General features: G+C 71.2%; 13 protein-coding genes and 1 pseudogene. 4 read left to right on the top strand and 10 right to left on the bottom strand.

Annotated elements, in window-relative coordinates:
• Positions 1-24: 24 nt before the first annotated feature.
• From ACWD68_RS19280 to hrcA, 6 genes are all read right to left on the bottom strand, one after another.
• The gene (locus ACWD68_RS19280; RefSeq protein WP_451807623.1) at positions 25-543 is read right to left on the bottom strand and encodes a hypothetical protein; all 519 of its coding nucleotides are present in this window, start codon (positions 541-543) and stop codon (positions 25-27) included.
• Positions 544-708: 165 nt separating this feature from the next.
• Complete coding sequence (locus tag ACWD68_RS19285) at positions 709-1,101, bottom strand: VOC family protein (RefSeq protein ID WP_451807624.1); 393 nt, start codon at positions 1,099-1,101, stop codon at positions 709-711.
• Positions 1,102-1,131: 30 nt separating this feature from the next.
• On the bottom strand, positions 1,132-1,881 hold the full coding sequence (locus ACWD68_RS19290; RefSeq protein ID WP_356462129.1) for a 16S rRNA (uracil(1498)-N(3))-methyltransferase: 750 nt from the start codon (positions 1,879-1,881) through the stop codon (positions 1,132-1,134).
• Positions 1,878-3,017 (bottom strand): nitronate monooxygenase, encoded by a 1,140-nt coding sequence (locus ACWD68_RS19295; RefSeq protein ID WP_451807625.1) that lies wholly within the window; start codon positions 3,015-3,017, stop codon positions 1,878-1,880. Before ACWD68_RS19295 ends, ACWD68_RS19290 begins: the two co-directional genes overlap by 4 nt.
• A 112-nt stretch (positions 3,018-3,129) precedes the next feature.
• The gene (gene dnaJ, locus ACWD68_RS19300; RefSeq protein WP_451807626.1) at positions 3,130-4,263 is read right to left on the bottom strand and encodes a molecular chaperone DnaJ; all 1,134 of its coding nucleotides are present in this window, start codon (positions 4,261-4,263) and stop codon (positions 3,130-3,132) included.
• Positions 4,264-5,280: a heat-inducible transcriptional repressor HrcA gene (gene hrcA / locus ACWD68_RS19305; RefSeq protein ID WP_261702658.1), complete on the bottom strand. Its 1,017-nt coding sequence runs from the start codon at positions 5,278-5,280 to the stop codon at positions 4,264-4,266.
• A gap of 178 nt (positions 5,281-5,458) precedes the next feature.
• On the opposite strand from hrcA, the gene ACWD68_RS19310 reads away from it, so the two are divergent.
• Positions 5,459-6,322 carry an MBL fold metallo-hydrolase gene (locus ACWD68_RS19310; RefSeq protein WP_451807627.1) on the top strand — a complete coding sequence of 288 codons (864 nt, stop codon included), beginning with the start codon at positions 5,459-5,461 and terminating at the stop codon, positions 6,320-6,322.
• Positions 6,323-6,367: 45 nt separating this feature from the next.
• Complete coding sequence (locus tag ACWD68_RS19315) at positions 6,368-7,174, top strand: DUF3097 domain-containing protein (RefSeq protein ID WP_451807628.1); 807 nt, start codon at positions 6,368-6,370, stop codon at positions 7,172-7,174.
• Between the two features lie 162 nt (positions 7,175-7,336).
• On the opposite strand, the gene hemW is transcribed toward ACWD68_RS19315, so the two are convergent.
• Together hemW and ACWD68_RS19325 are read right to left on the bottom strand one after the other, a co-directional pair.
• The gene (gene hemW, locus ACWD68_RS19320) at positions 7,337-8,602 is read right to left on the bottom strand and encodes a radical SAM family heme chaperone HemW (RefSeq protein WP_451807629.1); all 1,266 of its coding nucleotides are present in this window, start codon (positions 8,600-8,602) and stop codon (positions 7,337-7,339) included.
• A 303-nt stretch (positions 8,603-8,905) separates the two neighbouring features.
• Positions 8,906-11,020: a SpoIIE family protein phosphatase gene (locus tag ACWD68_RS19325; protein ID WP_451807630.1), complete on the bottom strand. Its 2,115-nt coding sequence runs from the start codon at positions 11,018-11,020 to the stop codon at positions 8,906-8,908.
• Positions 11,021-11,153: 133 nt separating this feature from the next.
• Between ACWD68_RS19325 and ACWD68_RS19330 the strand changes: the two are divergent.
• Positions 11,154-11,555 (top strand): annotated as a pseudogene (locus ACWD68_RS19330) (hypothetical protein); the annotation flags it as partial.
• Positions 11,556-11,605: 50 nt separating this feature from the next.
• Complete coding sequence (locus ACWD68_RS19335) at positions 11,606-12,190, top strand: response regulator (protein ID WP_451807631.1); 585 nt, start codon at positions 11,606-11,608, stop codon at positions 12,188-12,190.
• A 100-nt stretch (positions 12,191-12,290) separates the two neighbouring features.
• Here the strand turns inward: ACWD68_RS19335 and ACWD68_RS19340 are convergent, their stop codons facing one another.
• Positions 12,291-14,162, bottom strand: coding sequence for an AMP-dependent synthetase/ligase (locus ACWD68_RS19340; protein WP_451807632.1), 1,872 nt, complete (start codon positions 14,160-14,162; stop codon positions 12,291-12,293).
• A 216-nt stretch (positions 14,163-14,378) separates the two neighbouring features.
• On the bottom strand, positions 14,379-16,247 hold the full coding sequence (lepA, locus tag ACWD68_RS19345; protein ID WP_451807633.1) for a translation elongation factor 4: 1,869 nt from the start codon (positions 16,245-16,247) through the stop codon (positions 14,379-14,381).
• Positions 16,248-16,303: the final 56 nt, after the last annotated feature.

Below are 16,303 nucleotides of genomic sequence, written 5' to 3' on the forward strand. Positions count from 1 at the left end.
TTGATCCGTGTACGGCATGGCAGGTCACTTGCCCTGCGCGGGCCAGCAGGTGGGGTCGCCCTTGCACCACATGGTCTTCGTGACGGTGACCGTGACGGTGGGGTCGGGCTGTCCGTTCGGCGGGTTGTAGGTGACCGGCGGGGTGGGGCCGCCGGTGGCGTTGCAGTCGCCCAGGCCGCTCACGCGGAACAACTGCTTCCCGCCCACGGTGGCACGCAGGTCGCCGCGTACGCAGGCGCCGTCGACGGCGCGGGTGACCTTGCCCTTGACGACGATGTGCCGTCCGTCGCCGGTCTGGCCCTGGCAGTCGACGGACGCCACGGTGTTCTCGGTCGGCGAGGGCGACTTCCCGGGCGTGTAGACCTTGTTGGCGCTGCCGTAGTGCGCGGTGCAGCTGAGCCATTGCACGTCCACCTTGCGCCGTTCGATCTCCTTGGTCGCCGTCTGGTCGGTCGTGTAGGCCACGGTGGCGGAGCTGAGTCCGTTCCCGGGCTCGCACGCGGCCACTCCGAACACGCCGGCCGCGCCCAGCCCGACGGCCATCAGTACTCGCCCGCGCCCCGTCCGACGCCTGATACGCCTCAAAGCCCCCATGGACGGCAGCGTGCCACCGCGCGGCGCACCGCGGTAGACCGCATGTGGCCATCGGGCGCACAACCACCCGAAGGAGTTCCTCGTCCCGTGGCCGGGCGGGTCCCGGGACGCCCGTCAGCCGAGCAGCAGCTGCCACTCCTGGAGTTCCACCAGGTTCCCCTCGGGGTCCTTGAGATGGGCGACGCGCATACGGTCCGTCATGGGCGCCGGGCCGTGCAGCAGGGTCGCGCCGCGCGAGACGACCTGCTCGCAGTAGGTGTCGAGGTCGTCCACCCGCAGCACCACCAGTGAACGGTGCCCGGTCACCACGTCACCGATCTCGCCCAGGATCTCGGCCATCATCGCGCGGTCCTGGAGGGCGATGCCCGCCGACCCGATGACGGGACTGAACTTCTCGTACGGGCCCTTCGCGGCGCCCGACTGGGGCTTGAGGCCGAGGACTTCGGAGTAGAAGCGGTAGCAGGCGGCGAAGTCGGAGACGAGCAGCCGTACCTGGGCGAGTTCCATGGAATCCCTGCTGGATGTGCGGGTGACGGGTCAGGACCAGCGGCCGGTGCGGGCCAGCAGCAGTGCCGTGGCCACGGTCCCGGCCGTCGACGTACGCAGCACCGTACGCCCCAGGTGGAACATCTTCGCGCCCGCCTCGGTGAAGAGCGCGACCTCTTCGGGGGAGATCCCGCCCTCGGGGCCGACCACCAGGACGATCTCCCCGGAGCCGGGCAGGCCGGCCGTCGCGAACGGCTCGGTGCCGAGTTCGGTGTCCTCGTGGAGTACGGCGGCGAGATCGGCTTTGGCGAGAAGTGCGGCAACCTGCTTGGTCGTCATCGCGTCCGCGACCTCCGGGAAGCGCACCCGGCGGGACTGCTTGCCGGCCTCCCGGGCGGTGGCGCGCCACTTGGTGAGCGCCTTCAGACCTCGGTCGCCCTTCCACTGCGTGATGCAGCGGGAGGCGGCCCAGGGGACGATCGCGTCGACGCCGGTCTCGGTCATGGTCTCGACGGCCAGCTCGCCCCGGTCGCCCTTGGGCAGTGCCTGGACGACCGTGATGCGCGGCTCCTCGGCCGGTTCCTCGGCCACCGAGTCCATCTTCACGATCAGCCGGTCCTTGCCCTCGGTGTCGAGGACGACGCAGTCCGCCCAGCGCCCGGCCCCGTCGGTGAGTACGACGTCCTCGCCGGGCCGCAGCCGTTTCACGGAGACGGCGTGCCGTCCCTCGGCGCCGTCGAGGACGTAGCGTCCGCCGCCGCCCGCGTCGAAGTGCTCGACCAGGAACACCGGTGCCGTCATCGGGCCGCACCCTCTTCCGGGATCTCGTCGGTTGCCGACAACGCTGTCTTGGCGGCGGCGATCTCGGTGTTCAGTACCTCCACCAGCTGCCCGGCGGGCAGGTCACGTGCCATGCGGTGGCCCTGTCCCGCCCACAGCGCCATGCCCTGCGCGTCGCCCGCCTTGGCGGCCGCCTTGCGCAGCGGCGAGGTCAGGTGGTGGATCTCGGGGTAGGCGGCGGGGGCGTACGGGCCGTGCTCGCGCATGAAGCGGTTGGCCAGCCCGCGCGCCGGCCGCCCGGAGAACGCGCGCGTGAGTTCCGTGCGGACGAAGAGGGGGTTGGTCAGCGCCTCCTTGTGCACGGCGTTCGCGCCGGACTCGGGGGTGGCGAGGAACGCGGTGCCGAGCTGGGCCGCGTTCGCGCCCGCGGCGAGGACGGCGGCGATCTGGCTGCCGCGCATGATGCCGCCGGCCGCGACGATCGGGATCTGCACGGTCTCGCTGACCTGTGCGACCAGGGAGAGCAGCCCGACGCCCGTGCCGTCCGTCTCCGGGTTGTCGCGGTGGGTGCCCTGGTGTCCGCCGGCCTCGATGCCCTGCACGATGACGGCGGCGGCGCCCGCCCGCTGCACGGCGAGGGCCTCCTCGGCCGTGGTCGCGGTCACCAGGGTGAGCGTGCCGGCGCGGCGCAGGGAGTCCAGCACGTCCTGGCTCGGCACGCCGAAGTGGAAGGAGACCACCGCCACCGGGTTGTCGAGGAGGACGGCGAGCTTGGCGTCGTAGCCGTCGTCGCGTCCGCTGTCCGGGTCGCCGAGCTCGGTCTCGTACCAGGCGGCCTCACCCGCGAGCTGGTTGGCGTAGACCTCGACCGCGGCGGCAGAAGGCAGCGCGGCACCGGCCGCTCCGGCGGAGCCGGTGCCCGCACCGGGGTACTCGGGCTGCGGCATGAACAGATTGACGCCGAAGGGACGTCCGGTCAGCCCGCGCAGCTGCTTGATCTCCTGGTACATGCCGTCGGCGGTCTTGTACCCGGCGGCGAGGAATCCGAGCCCGCCCGCCTCGGACACGGCGGCCGCGAGCTGGGGGACGGAAACGCCGCCCGCCATGGGGGCCTGCACGATCGGGTGAGGGAAGAGATCGGTCAGTGCGGAGGACATGACGGCATGTTGTCACGTCCTCAGTACAAGTCCGAATCCGGCCTTCCGCCCGGCATAGGCCACCGGGATGGGCGGGCACGGGGTGGCATTCCCACCCCGCGCCGCGCCTGGGTCAGCGACCGTTGAAGGCGTCCTTCAGCCGGGAGAAGAGCCCCTGCTGACCGGGCTGGAACTGACCGGTGGGCCGCTCCTCGCCTCGCAGTTTGGCGAGCTCGCGCAGCACCCGCTCCTGCTCCGGGTCGAGCTTGGTCGGCGTGGTGACCTCGACGTGCACGATGAGGTCGCCGCGGCCGCCGCCGCGCAGGTGGGTGACGCCCCGGCCGTGCAGCGGGATCGACTGGCCGGACTGTGTGCCCGGACGGATGTCGACCTCTTCCATGCCGTCGAGGGTCTCCAGCGGCACCTTGGTGCCGAGGGACGCCGCGGTCATCGGGAGGGTGACCGTGCAGTGCAGGTCGTCGCCCCGCCGCTGGAAGGTCGAGTGCGGCAGCTCGTGAATCTCGACGTACAGGTCACCGGCGGGGCCGCCGCCGGGGCCGACCTCGCCCTCGCCCGCGAGCTGGATCCGTGTGCCGTTGTCCACACCGGCCGGGATCTTGACCGTGAGGGTGCGACGGGACCGGACCCGGCCGTCGCCCGCGCACTCGTGGCACGGGGTCGGGACCACGGTGCCGAAGCCCTGGCACTGCGGACACGGCCGCGAGGTCATGACCTGGCCGAGGAAGGACCGCGTCACCTGGGACACCTCGCCGCGACCGCGGCACATGTCACAGGTCTGCGCGGAGGTCCCGGGCGCCGCGCCCTCGCCGTTGCAGGTGGCGCAGACGACGGCCGTGTCGACCTGGATGTCCTTCGTGGTGCCGAAGGCCGCCTCGTCGAGCTCGATCTCCAGCCGGATCATGGCGTCCTGGCCCCGGCGGGTGCGCGAGCGCGGTCCGCGCTGCGACGCCGTGCCGAAGAAGGCGTCCATGATGTCCGAGAAGTTCCCGAAGCCGCCCGCGCCGAAGCCGCCGGCACCGCCGCCCTGCTGGGACAGCGGGTCACCGCCGAGGTCGTAGACCTGCTTCTTCTGCGGGTCCGACAACACCTCGTACGCGGCGTTGATCTCCTTGAACCGCTCCTGCGTCTTCGGATCGGGATTGACGTCCGGGTGCAGCTCGCGAGCGAGCCTCCGGAACGCCTTCTTGATCTCGTCCTGGGACGCGTCGCGGCGCACGCCGAGTACGGCGTAGTAGTCCGTGGCCACTTAGGACTCCGCCAGGATCTGTCCGACGTACCGTGCCACCGCTCGTACCGCTCCCATCGTTCCCGGGTAATCCATGCGGGTCGGGCCGACCACGCCGAGTTTGGCTACTGCCTCGCCGCCCGAACCGTAGCCGACCGAGACCACGGACGTGGAGTTGAGTCCCTCATAGGCGTTCTCGTGCCCGATTCGCACGGTCATGCTCGAATCCCCGGCCTCTCCAAGCAACTTGAGGAGCACAACCTGCTCCTCCAGCGCCTCGAGCACCGGCCGGATGGTGAGAGGGAAGTCATGTCCGAAACGGGTGAGATTGGCGGTACCGCCGATCATCAGCCGCTCCTCGGTCTCCTCGACGAGTGTCTCCAGCAATGTGGAGAGCACTGTCGAGACCGTACCCCGGTCCTCCGCCTCGAAGGCGTCCGGGAGGTCCTGCACGAGCTGCGGGACGTCCGCGAAGGGGCGCCCCGCGACCCTGCTGTTGAGCCGGGCCCGCAGATCCGCGAGCGACGTCTCACCGAACGGCACCGGACAGTTGATCATGCGCTGCTCGACCCGGCCGGTGTCCGTGATCAGCACGAGCATCACCCGCGCGGGGGCGAGCGACAGCAGCTCCACATGGCGCACGGTCGAGCGGGTCAGCGAGGGGTACTGCACGACGGCGACCTGCCGTGTGAGCTGCGCGAGCAGCCGCACGGTCCGCCCTACGACGTCGTCGAGGTCGACGGCGCCGTCCAGGAAGTTCTGGATGGCCCGCCGCTCGGGCGCGGTCATCGGCTTGACTCCGGCGAGCTTGTCGACGAAGAGCCGGTAACCCTTGTCCGTGGGGATGCGCCCAGCGCTGGTGTGCGGCTGGGCGATGTAGCCCTCGTCCTCCAGGGCGGCCATGTCGTTGCGGACGGTGGCCGGCGACACGCCGAGCCTGTGCCGCTCGGTGAGCGCCTTGGAACCGACCGGTTCCTCGGTGCCGACATAGTCCTGGACGATGGCGCGCAGCACCTCGAGCCTGCGTTCACTGAGCATCGCGCACACCTCCAGAAGTCGACTCGATGGTCTTCGTGGCCTTCGTGGCTTTCGCCTGGCACTCAGCGCACGCGAGTGCCAACGTTCCCCGGCCCAGTGTACGGCGGTGAGGCACGACCCCGGCAAGGGCGGGCCTGCGATGTCGTGCACGGCACCCGGTCACCGCTAGCGTCGCCGCATGAGGCTGACTTGGGAAGAGCTGGGGTGGGAAAGGGTGGCGCCCCGGGTCGGGCGGCGGCGACTTCCGGACTGGGACTGCACGGTCGGGCTCGTCGTCGGCGAGGGCGCGGCCCTGATGATCGACGCCGGGTCGAGCCTCGCGGAGGGCGCGTGGCTGCGCGCCGAGGCCCAACGGCTCCTCGGGCCGGAGCGCCGAGTGACGCACCTCGCACTGACCCACCCGCATTTCGATCACGTCTTCGGCGCGGCGGCGTTCACGGACGTGGAGGTCTTCGGCGCGGTCGGGCTGGACGCGGTCTTCGCGTACGAGCGCGAGGAGCTGTGCGCGGACGCCGTGCGCAACGGTCTCGACCCGGGCGCGGCGGCCGAGGCGGCGGACCTGCTGGTCCGTCCCCGGCACTCCGTGAGCGGCGAGTGGACCCTCGACCTCGGCGGCGGGCTCCAGGTGCTGCTGGCGAACGTCGGCCCGGGACACACGGGCCACGACCTGGCGGTCCTGATCCCCGGCGCACCCGAGCCGCCCTCACCGGCGGAGCCATCGGCACCGCCCGCACCGCCCGCCCGGCCTACGTCGCGAGCATCGCGCGCATCGCTCGGGTCGCGCGCATCGCTCGGGTCGCTCGGGTCGCTCGGGTCGCTCGGGTCACCCGAGATCGTCTTCTGCGGGGATCTGGTGGAGGAGTCCGGCGAACCCCAGGCCGGCCCGGACGCCGTACCGTCGCACTGGCCTGCCGCCCTCGACCGGCTGGTGGACCTGGGCGGGGAGGACGCGGTGTACGTGCCGGGGCACGGGGCGGCGGTGAACGCGGCGTTCGTCCGGGCCCAGCGGGAGGAGCTGGCGACGCGCTTCGGCGTGTCGTAGGGATCGGCACACCGCCCGCCCGCCGTTTCTCCTATCGTCATCCGAATGCGCCAGTACTCTCCGGATCTGACCCCGCCGTGGAAGAAGCCCAAGCCCGTGCCCGAGGTCCCGGCGGACCCGGGTCTGGTGGTCGAGGAGCCCGGCACCGGCTTCTGCGGCGCGGTGATCCGCTGCGAGGCGGGCACGGTGACCCTGGAGGACCGCTTCGGCAAGCACCGGGTGTTCCCGCTGGAGCCGCGCGGCTTCCTCCTGGAGGGCAGGGTCGTGACGCTGGTGCGCCCGCCGGCCGGGGCGCCCGTACGTCCCAGCCGTACGGCGTCCGGCTCGGTGGCGGTGCCCGGTGCCCGCGCCCGGGTGGCGCGGGCCGGACGCATCTACGTCGAGGGCCGCCACGACGCCGAACTGGTCGAGCGGGTCTGGGGCGACGACCTGCGCGTCGAGGGCGTCGTCGTGGAGTACCTGGAAGGCGTCGACGACCTTCCCGCGATCGTCGACGCGTTCGGCCCGGGCCCGGACGCCCGGCTCGGCGTCCTCGTCGACCACCTGGTCCCCGGTTCGAAGGAGTCCCGGATCGCCGAGGCGGTCACGAGCGACCACGCCCTGGTGCTGGGCCACCCGTACATCGACATCTGGGAGGCCGTGAAGCCCTCCTCGGTGGGCATCCCGGGCTGGCCCCGGGTACCGCGCGGCCAGGACTGGAAGACGGGTGTGTGCCGGGCCCTGGGCTGGCCGGAGAACACGGGCGCGGCCTGGCAGCACATCCTGTCCAGGGTGCGCACCTACAAGGACCTGGAGCCGGAACTCCTGGGCCGCGTCGAGGAACTGATCGACTTCGTCACCGCTCCGGAGTGACGCGGGGCCCCGGGAGCCTTCGGGGCCGTCGGCCGGCCCGCCCGCGACGCGCATGCGCTCCTGGCGGCCCGTCTCGTCCGGTCGGCCCGGGTACGACGTCGGCTGCTCCCCGCGGCCGAACGGACGAAAATCCACGGCTGCGGGTCACCACGCAACAGGTGTTCAGTCCACCAGATCCCTGACGACGGCGTCCGCGAGCAGTCGTCCGCGCAGGGTGAGAACGGCGCGACCGGCGTCGTACGGACCGGCTTCGAGGAGCCCCTCGGAGAGCGCGCGGCGGGAGGCCGCGAGCCCGTCGGGGCGGAGCAGGGAGAGCGGGCAGCCCTCGCGCAGCCGCAGTTCGAGAAGGATGCGCTCGACCCGGCGGTCCTCGTCGGAGAGGAGTTCGCGCCCGGCGCCCGGCGAGCGGCCCGAGGCCAGTGCGGACGCGTACGCCCCCGGATGCTTCACGTTCCACCAGCGAACACCGCCGACGTGACTGTGCGCTCCGGGGCCCGCGCCCCACCAGTCGGCGCCGCGCCAGTACAGCTCGTTGTGCAGACAGCGGCCGGCCTCGGAGGTGGCCCAGTTCGACACCTCGTACCAGTCGAAGCCCGCCGCCGACATCACCTCGTCCGCGATGAGATAGCGGTCCGCGTGCACGTCGTCGTCGGTCATCGGGACCTCACCGCGGCGGATGCGGCGCGCGAGCTGCGTGCCCTCCTCGACGATGAGCGCGTACGCGGAGATGTGGTCGGGACCGGCACCGAGGGCCGCTTCGAGCGATGCCCGCCAGTCGTCGTCCGACTCCCCCGGCGTGCCGTAGATCAGATCCAGGTTCACATGTGCGAAGCCCGCGGCGCGGGCCTCGGCGACACAGGCCTCCGGGCGACCGGGGGTGTGCGTGCGGTCGAGCACCTTCAGGACGTGCTGCCGGGCGCTCTGCATACCGAAGGAGACACGGTTGAAGCCGCCGGCGCGAAGCGTCGCGAGGTACTCCGGGTCGACCGACTCCGGGTTCGCCTCCGTCGTGATCTCCGCGTCGTCCGCGAGTCCGAACTCGTCCCGGACAGCCCCCAGCATCCGTACGAGATCGTCGGCGGCCAGCAGCGTGGGTGTACCGCCTCCGACGAAGACCGTGCGGACGGGACGCGGGTCGTCGCCGAGCACCTTGCGGGCGAGGCGGACCTCGTCGATCAGGGTGTCCGCGTAGTTGTCGCGGGAGGCGAGCACGCCGCCGGTGCCCCGCAGCTCGGTCGCCGTGTAGGTGTTGAAGTCGCAGTAGCCGCAGCGGGTGGCGCAGTACGGCACGTGGAGGTAGAACCCGAGGGGCCGCTCGGCCTCCCCCAGTGCCTCAAAGGCCTGGGAGGGACCCCCAGCAGCCAGGGCGTACGCGGGCAGCGCCCCGTCGTCGGGGACGGGCTCACCGTCGGGAAGTGCGGAAGGCATGCGTTCCATTGTCCAGTACGGGCGGGGGTACGCGTTTCAGTCCCACCTCGGGCCCGCCTCCGCCCTGCCTCGGACCCACCTCCGCCGTACTTCGGGCCCGCCTCCGCCCGGCCTCCCGCCTGCCTCCGCCCTACCTCGGGTCCGCCTCGGACCCACCTCCACCCTGCCTCCCGCCCGCCTCGGGCCCGCCCGGGCGTCCGCTCCGAACCGCCGGAGGTGCGCGTCGCGTCCCCCGGGGCCACCGGTTCCCCGGCCCCCGCCGGGGAACCGCCCCGGCCCGCACTCAGGCGGGCGGCTGTCGCGCTACTGCGCCTGTAGGACCAGCAGGGCCATGTCGTCCTCCGGCGGGCGGGTGCCGAAGTCGTGGACCAGCCCGCGGATCCGTTCGGCGATCAGTTCGGCGTTCAGGCCGGCGCAGCCCACGAGGGCCCGCGCGAGACCGTCGTCGTCGTCGAACTGGCGGGACCCGTCGCGCCGCTCCGTCACACCGTCGGTGACGCACAGCAGGGTGTCGCCGGGGTACAGATCGAAGGACTCGGAGGTGTACTCGGGGTCCTCGAAGACACCGAGCAGGGTCTGCGGCCGGGCCACCTCCCGTACGTCGCCGGCGGGGTCCAGCAGCAGCGGCAGCGGATGCCCGGCCGAGGCCAGGGTGCAGCGCACTCCGCCGTCGAAGGGGACCAGTTCGCCGTACAGCATGGACAGGAAGCGCGTCTGCGGGCCGAGGTCGCTGCCGAGTCCGGGTCCGCCCGCGGCCACGAGCGCGCGGGCCGCCGCGTCCGCGGCTTCCGTCGCATCGTCCAGCAGGAGCTGGTTGAGACGGTCGAGGACGTCCGCGACGTCGTAGCCCTCGCGGGCCAGCAGCCGCAGCCAGGGCCGGGCCAGACCGATCACGACCGCGGCCTCGGGTCCCTTGCCCTGGACGTCACCGACGGCGAAGCACCAGCGCCCGTCTCCGGCCGGGAACACGTCGTAGAAGTCGCCGCTGGGCCCGCCCTTGTCGAGCGGCTCGTAGACGAGGGCGCTGTGCACCCCGGGAATCTCGGCGACCGCGCCCGGCAGCAGTCCGCGCTGCAGGACCTGGCTGATGGTGGCCTGGCGCGCGTACTGGCGGGCCGCGCCGATGGCGAGCGCGATACGGCGGCTGAGGTCCTCGACCAGCCCGTTGACCTCGTCGGGGAAGGCGGGCAGTCCGGCCCGCCCGATGACGAGCGTGCCCAGCGGCCGGCCGCCCGCGATCAGCCGGTACGCCAGCGCCGCACCGCTCGTGCCGCGGGTGCCCAGCGCCTCGCCGGGCCAGGGCACCGGGACGGCCCGGGACCGCACCGCGTCGGGCAGCCGTGGCGGGTCCTTCTCCAGGGAGCGGCGCAGCCCCTCGACGAGGTTCTCGCTGCCGTGCCAGACGCGGGCGAGCCTCGGTCCGAGGGCGAAGCCGAGACCGCCCGCCCGGTCGGTGGCCTCGTCCTCCAGCCACACGGCGCACCAGTCGGCGAGGCGCGGCACCAGGAGCTGCCCGGCGAGCGCGGCGACCAGGTCCTCGTCGAGCTGCCCGGCGAGCAGGTCGGAGGCCTCGGCGAGAAAGGAGAGGGCTCCCCGGCCGAGCCAGTCGTGGCCCTGCGCGTTACTCCGCGACGCCCCGGGGGCGGATATCGCGGGGTGGAACCCGCCGGCCCTCGGCCCGAACCCCGGGGGCCGCCCCTCGGCGCACCCGCCGGTCCTGGCCGGGTCCGCTCCGTCCACGGCGCCCGTGAGACCGTCGGCGTCCGAGAACCCACCCCTTCCGGGGAGGCCGTCGGGGTCCGCGAATTCATCGGCCCGAGGCAGGTCGTCGTCCGCGAATCCGCCGGAACCGTCCAGGGCACCGGCATCCGCGAATCCACCCGTCCCGTGCAGGACGTCCGCGTCCGCGAAGGCGTCCGCCCCGGGCAGGGCCCCGGCGCTCCCGTCGGCCAGCAGCCGCGCCCACACCGTCTTGACGCCCGGGCGGTAGGTGATCCCCCAGGCCTCGGAGAGCGCGGAGACGAGACGCAGACCGCGCCCGTACTCCGGTGTTCCGTAGGGGCGTTCGGCGCTGTCGTCCCGTATGGCGCGGGAGGGGTGGTGGTCGGAGACCTCCACGACCAGCGGGCCGGACGGGCCGTCGGCCGGGTTCTCCAGACGGCACAGCAGCTCGACGTCGGTGCCCGCGTGCACGACGGCATTGGTGACGAGCTCGCTGACCACCACGGCGGCGTCGTCGGTGAGCCGGTCGTCGATGATCTCGGTGCCGGGCAGGGCCAGTTCGGCCCAGCTCACGAGCGTGTCGAACAGGAACCGGCGAGCGGCTCCGGGGGCGAGCGGAGTACCCGGCAACGACGTACGGGCAACGGCATCCTGGCCGGCGCGGTGGTGCGCGACCGCGTCCGGGGCGCATGCCATGGAATCCCGTTGCGTCGGAATGGCCCCCACTGTGCGGCTCCCTGGGCAGTTCGGACGAATACACATCAGACGATGCGGACAGGGTGACAGACTGGCGGCGCCCATAAGCGCCGAGTCACCGAAGTGGGCCGTCATGAGTGAGAACAGTGGTATGCATGTGCTCGAAGACGGACAGATTCGAGCATCGGAAACCTGCGTCCCCTGCCCGCCGCGACGACCGCGGCACGGGACGGCGACTTCAGCAGAATGCCCGAGGCGGGGCACGGGCTGGTCGCCGGACCGAGCGCCCTGTTCGACCAGATCATGGACCGGGGTTCCCACGTCGACTCCGGTGGCCGGCGGCGATCCGACCCAGCGCGTCGATCTGCACGACGGCAGCCGTCAACTGCGCGGGGACTCAAGCCGGCTGGGACGCGCCGTCGCCAAGATGGCCGACCAGCCGCCCCTGTTCACCGGCGAGGCCACCCGGGTGGCCGGTGAGGTCGGCACCGAGGAGCGGCTCGGCGTCCGGGCGCAGCTCCGGGGTGTGTCGGGCGTCCGGAAGGCGAGGCACCGACATCGCAGACCGAGTGAGGCACCGTCATCATGAGCGCTGAGGCAACGACCGACGAGCGCGCGAGCATCCTCCTTGTCGACGACATGGAGGACAACCTGATCGCGCTGGAGGCCGTCCTGGGGTCCCTCAACGAGCCGCTGGTGCGCGCGCGTTCGGGCGAGGAGGCTATGAAGGCGCTGCTGCGGCAGCCGTTCGCGGTCGTCCTGCTCGACATCCGGATGCCGGGCATGGACGGGTTCGAGACGGCCGCGAACATCAAGCGGCTCGACCAGACCAAGGACGTGCCCATCATCTTCCTGACGGGCACGGACGCCGACGCGGGCTACGCCTTCCGCGGGTACGCGACCGGGGCCGCCGACTATCTGACGAAACCGTTCGACCCGTGGGTCCTGCGCGCCAAGGTCACCGTCTTCCTTGACCTGCACCGCAAGAACCGGCAACTGGAGCGCCTGCTCGCCCGCGAACAGCGGCAGTTCGACGAACTCGCCGACCGCCTGGGGAGGCTCGAGACGGACATCGCGGCAGGCACCCTCCAGGACGTGCCCGAACTGCGCGACCAGATACGGCAGATGGGGGAACTGCTGAGAGAGATGCGGCGGGGGCGGGGCACGTAGGAACGGGTCGGGGGCGGGGTCGTGCGGGGCTGCACCGCTCTGTCGCGGTACAGCCCCGCACGACCCCGCCCCCACAGAACCCAGGGCCGCGGACCGAGGACTATGCCTCGCGCGTCCCCGCGTACATCTCGTCGATCAGGTGCTTGTACTCCCGCTCGACGACCGGGCGCTTCAGCTTGAGGCTCGGGGTGATCTCGCCGTGCTCGACGTCCAGGTCGCGGGGCAGGAGACGGAACTTCTTGATGGTCTGCCAGCGCTGGAGGCCCGCGTTGAGTTCCTTCACATAACCCTCGACGAGGGCGATCGTGGCCGGAGCCGCGACGACGTCGGCGTACGACTTGCCGCCCAGGCCGTTGTCCTTGGCCCAGTCGAGGATGGAGGGCTCGTCGAGGGCGATGAGCGCGGTGCAGAAGTTCCGGTCGGCGCCGTGCACGAGGATGTTGGAGACGTACGGGCAGACGGCCTTGAACTGGCCCTCGACCTCGGCGGGCGAGATGTACTTGCCGCCCGAGGTCTTGATGAGGTCCTTCTTGCGGTCGGTGATCCGCAGATAGCCGTCCGGGGACAGCTCACCGATGTCGCCGGTGTGGAACCAGCCGTCCGCCTCGAGCACCTCGGCGGTCTTCTCGGGCAGCCCGTGGTAGCCCTCCATGATGCCGGGGCCGCGCAGCAGGATCTCGCCGTCGTCCGCGATGCGCACCTCGGTGCCGGGCAGCGGCTTGCCGACCGTGCCGGTGCGGTAGGCCTCGCCCGGGTTCACGAAGGAGGCGGCGGAGGACTCGGTGAGCCCGTAGCCCTCGAGGATGTGGATGCCGGCGCCGGCGAAGAAGTAGCCGATCTCCGGTGCGAGCGCGGCGGAGCCGGAGACACAGGCGCGCAGGTTGCCGCCGAAGGCCTCGCGGATCTTGGCGAAGACGAGCGCGTCGGCGACCTTGTGCTTGGCGCCGAGCGCGAAGGGCACGGAGGCCGAGCCGGTACGGCGGAAGTTGTCCTGGCTGGCCTTCGCGTACTCGCGGGAGACCTCGGAGGCCCACTGGAAGATCTTGTACTTGGCGCCGCCGCCGGCCCGCGCCTTGGTCGCGATCCCGTTGTAGACCTTCTCGAAGATGCGCGGCACGGCCGCCATGTACGTCGGCCGCACCACCGGCAGGTTCTCGATGATCTTGTCCACGCGGCCGTCGACGGCGGTGACGTGCCCGACCTCGATCTGGCCGGAGGTGAGGACCTTGCCGAAGACGTGCGCGAGCGGCAGCCACAGGTACTGGACGTCGTCCGCGCCGACCAGGCCGGTCGCGGCGATCGCCTTCGCCATGTACGACCAGTTGTCGTGCGGCAGGCGGACGCCCTTGGGGCGGCCCGTGGTGCCGGAGGTGTAGATGAGCGTCGCGAGCTGGTCGGCGGTGATCGCGCCGACGCGCTCCTTGATCAGCTCGGGGTGCTTCTCCAGGTACGCGGTACCGCGCGCCTCCAGCTCGGCCAGCGTGAGGACCCAGTCGTCGGTCTCCACGCCCTCCGGGTCGATGACGACGACCCGCGTGAGCTCGGGAAGCTCCGCGCGCTTCTCCCGGGCCTTGGCGAGCTGGGCCGCGTCCTCCGCGATGAGGACCTTGCTGGCGGAGTCGGAGAGGATGAACGCCGACTCCTCCGCGTTGGTCTGCGGGTACACGGTCGTGGTGGCCGCGCCCGCGCAGAGGATGCCGAGGTCGGCCAGGATCCATTCGACCCGCGTCGAGGAGGCGAGCGCGACGCGCTGCTCCGGCTGTACACCGAGTTCGATCAGACCGGCGGCGACGGCGAAGACCCTCTCGGCGGCCTGCGCCCAGGTCAGCGACTTCCAGTCGTCCGGCGCTTCGCCCGAGGCCGGTACCGGGTAACGGTATGCCTCGGCGTCCGGTGTGGCCGCCACGCGCTCCAGGAAGAGGGCCGCGACGGACGGCGGACGGTTCTCGATCAGGGTATGTGTGTCGCTCACGACGTCCTCCGGGGCCCGCGGCAGTGCGGCGGCTGGCTCAATTGCGGCTGTTGTTTAACTCGCGAGTAACTACCGAGCAGAGATCAGACTAGAGCGCGTCCGGCCGGTGCGTAAGAGGCGGCGGGTCGTCTATTCCTCCAGGACATACCCCGGAGACAAGCACAGAGCCCGCCGCGCCGAAGCGCGACGGGCCCTGAATTACGGCATTCGGCGTGACTACTTCTTGCCCTTGGCCGAGCCACCGCTGTCGTCGCTGGACAGCACGGCGATGAATGCCTCCTGCGGAACCTCCACAGAGCCCACCATCTTCATCCGCTTCTTGCCCTCCTTCTGCTTCTCCAGCAGCTTCCGCTTACGGGAGATGTCACCGCCGTAGCACTTGGCGAGGACGTCCTTGCGGATGGCACGGATGGTCTCGCGGGCGATGACCCGGGAGCCGATGGCCGCCTGGATGGGCACCTCGAAGGCCTGCCGCGGGATCAGCTCGCGCAGCTTGGCGACCAGCCGGACCCCGTACGCGTACGCCGCGTCCTTGTGCGTGACCGCCGAGAAGGCGTCGACCTTGTCGCCGTGCAGCAGGATGTCGACCTTGACCAGACTGGAGGCCTGCTCGCCGGTGGGCTCGTAGTCCAGCGAGGCATAGCCGCGGGTCTTGGACTTCAGCTGGTCGAAGAAGTCGAAGACGATCTCCGCGAGCGGCAGCGTGTATCGGATCTCGACCCGGTCCTCGGACAGGTAGTCCATGCCGAGCAGGGTGCCGCGCCGGGTCTGGCACAGCTCCATGATCGCGCCGATGAACTCCGAGGGAGCGAGGATGGTCGCCCGCACGACGGGCTCGTACACATCGTCGATCTTACCCTCGGGGAACTCGCTCGGGTTGGTGACGACGTGCTCGCTGCGGTCCTCCATCACGACGCGGTAGACCACGTTGGGCGCGGTCGCGATCAGGTCGAGCCCGAACTCGCGCTCCAGGCGCTCACGGATCACGTCGAGGTGCAGCAGCCCGAGGAAACCGACACGGAAACCGAAGCCCAGCGCAGCCGACGTCTCCGGCTCGTACACCAGCGCGGCATCGTTGAGCTGGAGCTTGTCCAGGGCGTCGCGGAGCTCGGGGTAGTCGGACCCGTCCAGCGGATAGAGGCCCGAGAAGACCATGGGCCTGGGCTCCTTGTACCCGCCGAGCGCTTCGGTCGCACCCTTGTGCAGGGTGGTGATCGTGTCACCGACCTTGGACTGGCGGACGTCCTTCACACCGGTGATGAGGTAACCCACCTCACCGACACCGAGCCCGTCGGCCGCGTTCATGTCGGGGGCCGTGACACCGATCTCCAGCAGCTCATGGGTGGCGCCGGTGGACATCATCCGGATCCGCTCACGCTTGTTGAGCTGGCCGTCGATGACACGCACGTACGTCACGACACCGCGGTAGGAGTCGTAGACCGAGTCGAAGATCATCGCGCGGGCGGGGGCGTCCTGGACGCCGACCGGGGCGGGGATCTCCGCGACCACCCGGTCGAGCAGTGCCTCGACACCCAGGCCGGTCTTGGCGGAGACCTTCAGCACGTCCGTGGGGTCGCACCCGATGAGGTTGGCGAGCTCCTCGGAGAACTTCTCCGGCTGGGCGGCCGGCAGGTCGATCTTGTTCAGCACGGGGATGATCTTGAGGTCGTTCTCCATCGCCAGGTAGAGGTTGGCGAGAGTCTGCGCCTCGATGCCCTGGGCCGCGTCGACCAGCAGGACCGTGCCCTCGCAGGCAGCGAGGGACCGGGACACCTCGTACGTGAAGTCGACGTGCCCGGGGGTGTCGATCATGTTGAGGATGTGGGTCTTGCCGGGATCCTCGGTCGGCGCCCAGGGCAGCCGGACCGCCTGGGACTTGATCGTGATGCCGCGCTCGCGCTCGATGTCCATACGGTCGAGGTACTGAGCACGCATCTGCCGCGCGTCGACCACCCCGGTCAGCTGGAGCATGCGGTCGGCGAGCGTGGACTTGCCGTGGTCGATGTGCGCGATGATGCAGAAATTGCGGATCAGAGCCGGGGCGGTACGGCTCGGCTCGGGCACATTGTTAGGGGTCGCGGGCACGCAGGGTCCTGTCTCTTGAGGCGCCTGTCGCCTCGGGTCGGATCGATACGTAGGTT

Source organism: Streptomyces sp. NPDC005141 (assembly GCF_053599975.1).

Excerpts from the sequence above, each read along its gene's own strand:
- ACWD68_RS19280 (WP_451807623.1), bottom strand. The coding sequence starts at position 543 with ATGGCCGTCGGGCTGGGCGCGGCCGGCGTGTTCGGAGTGGCCGCGTGC.
- ACWD68_RS19285 (WP_451807624.1), bottom strand. The coding sequence starts at position 1,101 with ATGGAACTCGCCCAGGTACGGCTGCTCGTCTCCGACTTCGCCGCCTGC.
- ACWD68_RS19290 (WP_356462129.1), bottom strand. The coding sequence starts at position 1,881 with ATGACGGCACCGGTGTTCCTGGTCGAGCACTTCGACGCGGGCGGCGGC.
- ACWD68_RS19295 (WP_451807625.1), bottom strand. The coding sequence starts at position 3,017 with ATGTCCTCCGCACTGACCGATCTCTTCCCTCACCCGATCGTGCAGGCC.
- hrcA (WP_261702658.1), bottom strand. The coding sequence starts at position 5,280 with ATGCTCAGTGAACGCAGGCTCGAGGTGCTGCGCGCCATCGTCCAGGAC.
- ACWD68_RS19310 (WP_451807627.1), top strand. The coding sequence starts at position 5,459 with ATGAGGCTGACTTGGGAAGAGCTGGGGTGGGAAAGGGTGGCGCCCCGG.
- ACWD68_RS19315 (WP_451807628.1), top strand. The coding sequence starts at position 6,368 with ATGCGCCAGTACTCTCCGGATCTGACCCCGCCGTGGAAGAAGCCCAAG.
- hemW (WP_451807629.1), bottom strand. The coding sequence starts at position 8,602 with ATGCCTTCCGCACTTCCCGACGGTGAGCCCGTCCCCGACGACGGGGCG.
- ACWD68_RS19325 (WP_451807630.1), bottom strand. The coding sequence starts at position 11,020 with ATGGCATGCGCCCCGGACGCGGTCGCGCACCACCGCGCCGGCCAGGAT.
- ACWD68_RS19335 (WP_451807631.1), top strand. The coding sequence starts at position 11,606 with ATGAGCGCTGAGGCAACGACCGACGAGCGCGCGAGCATCCTCCTTGTC.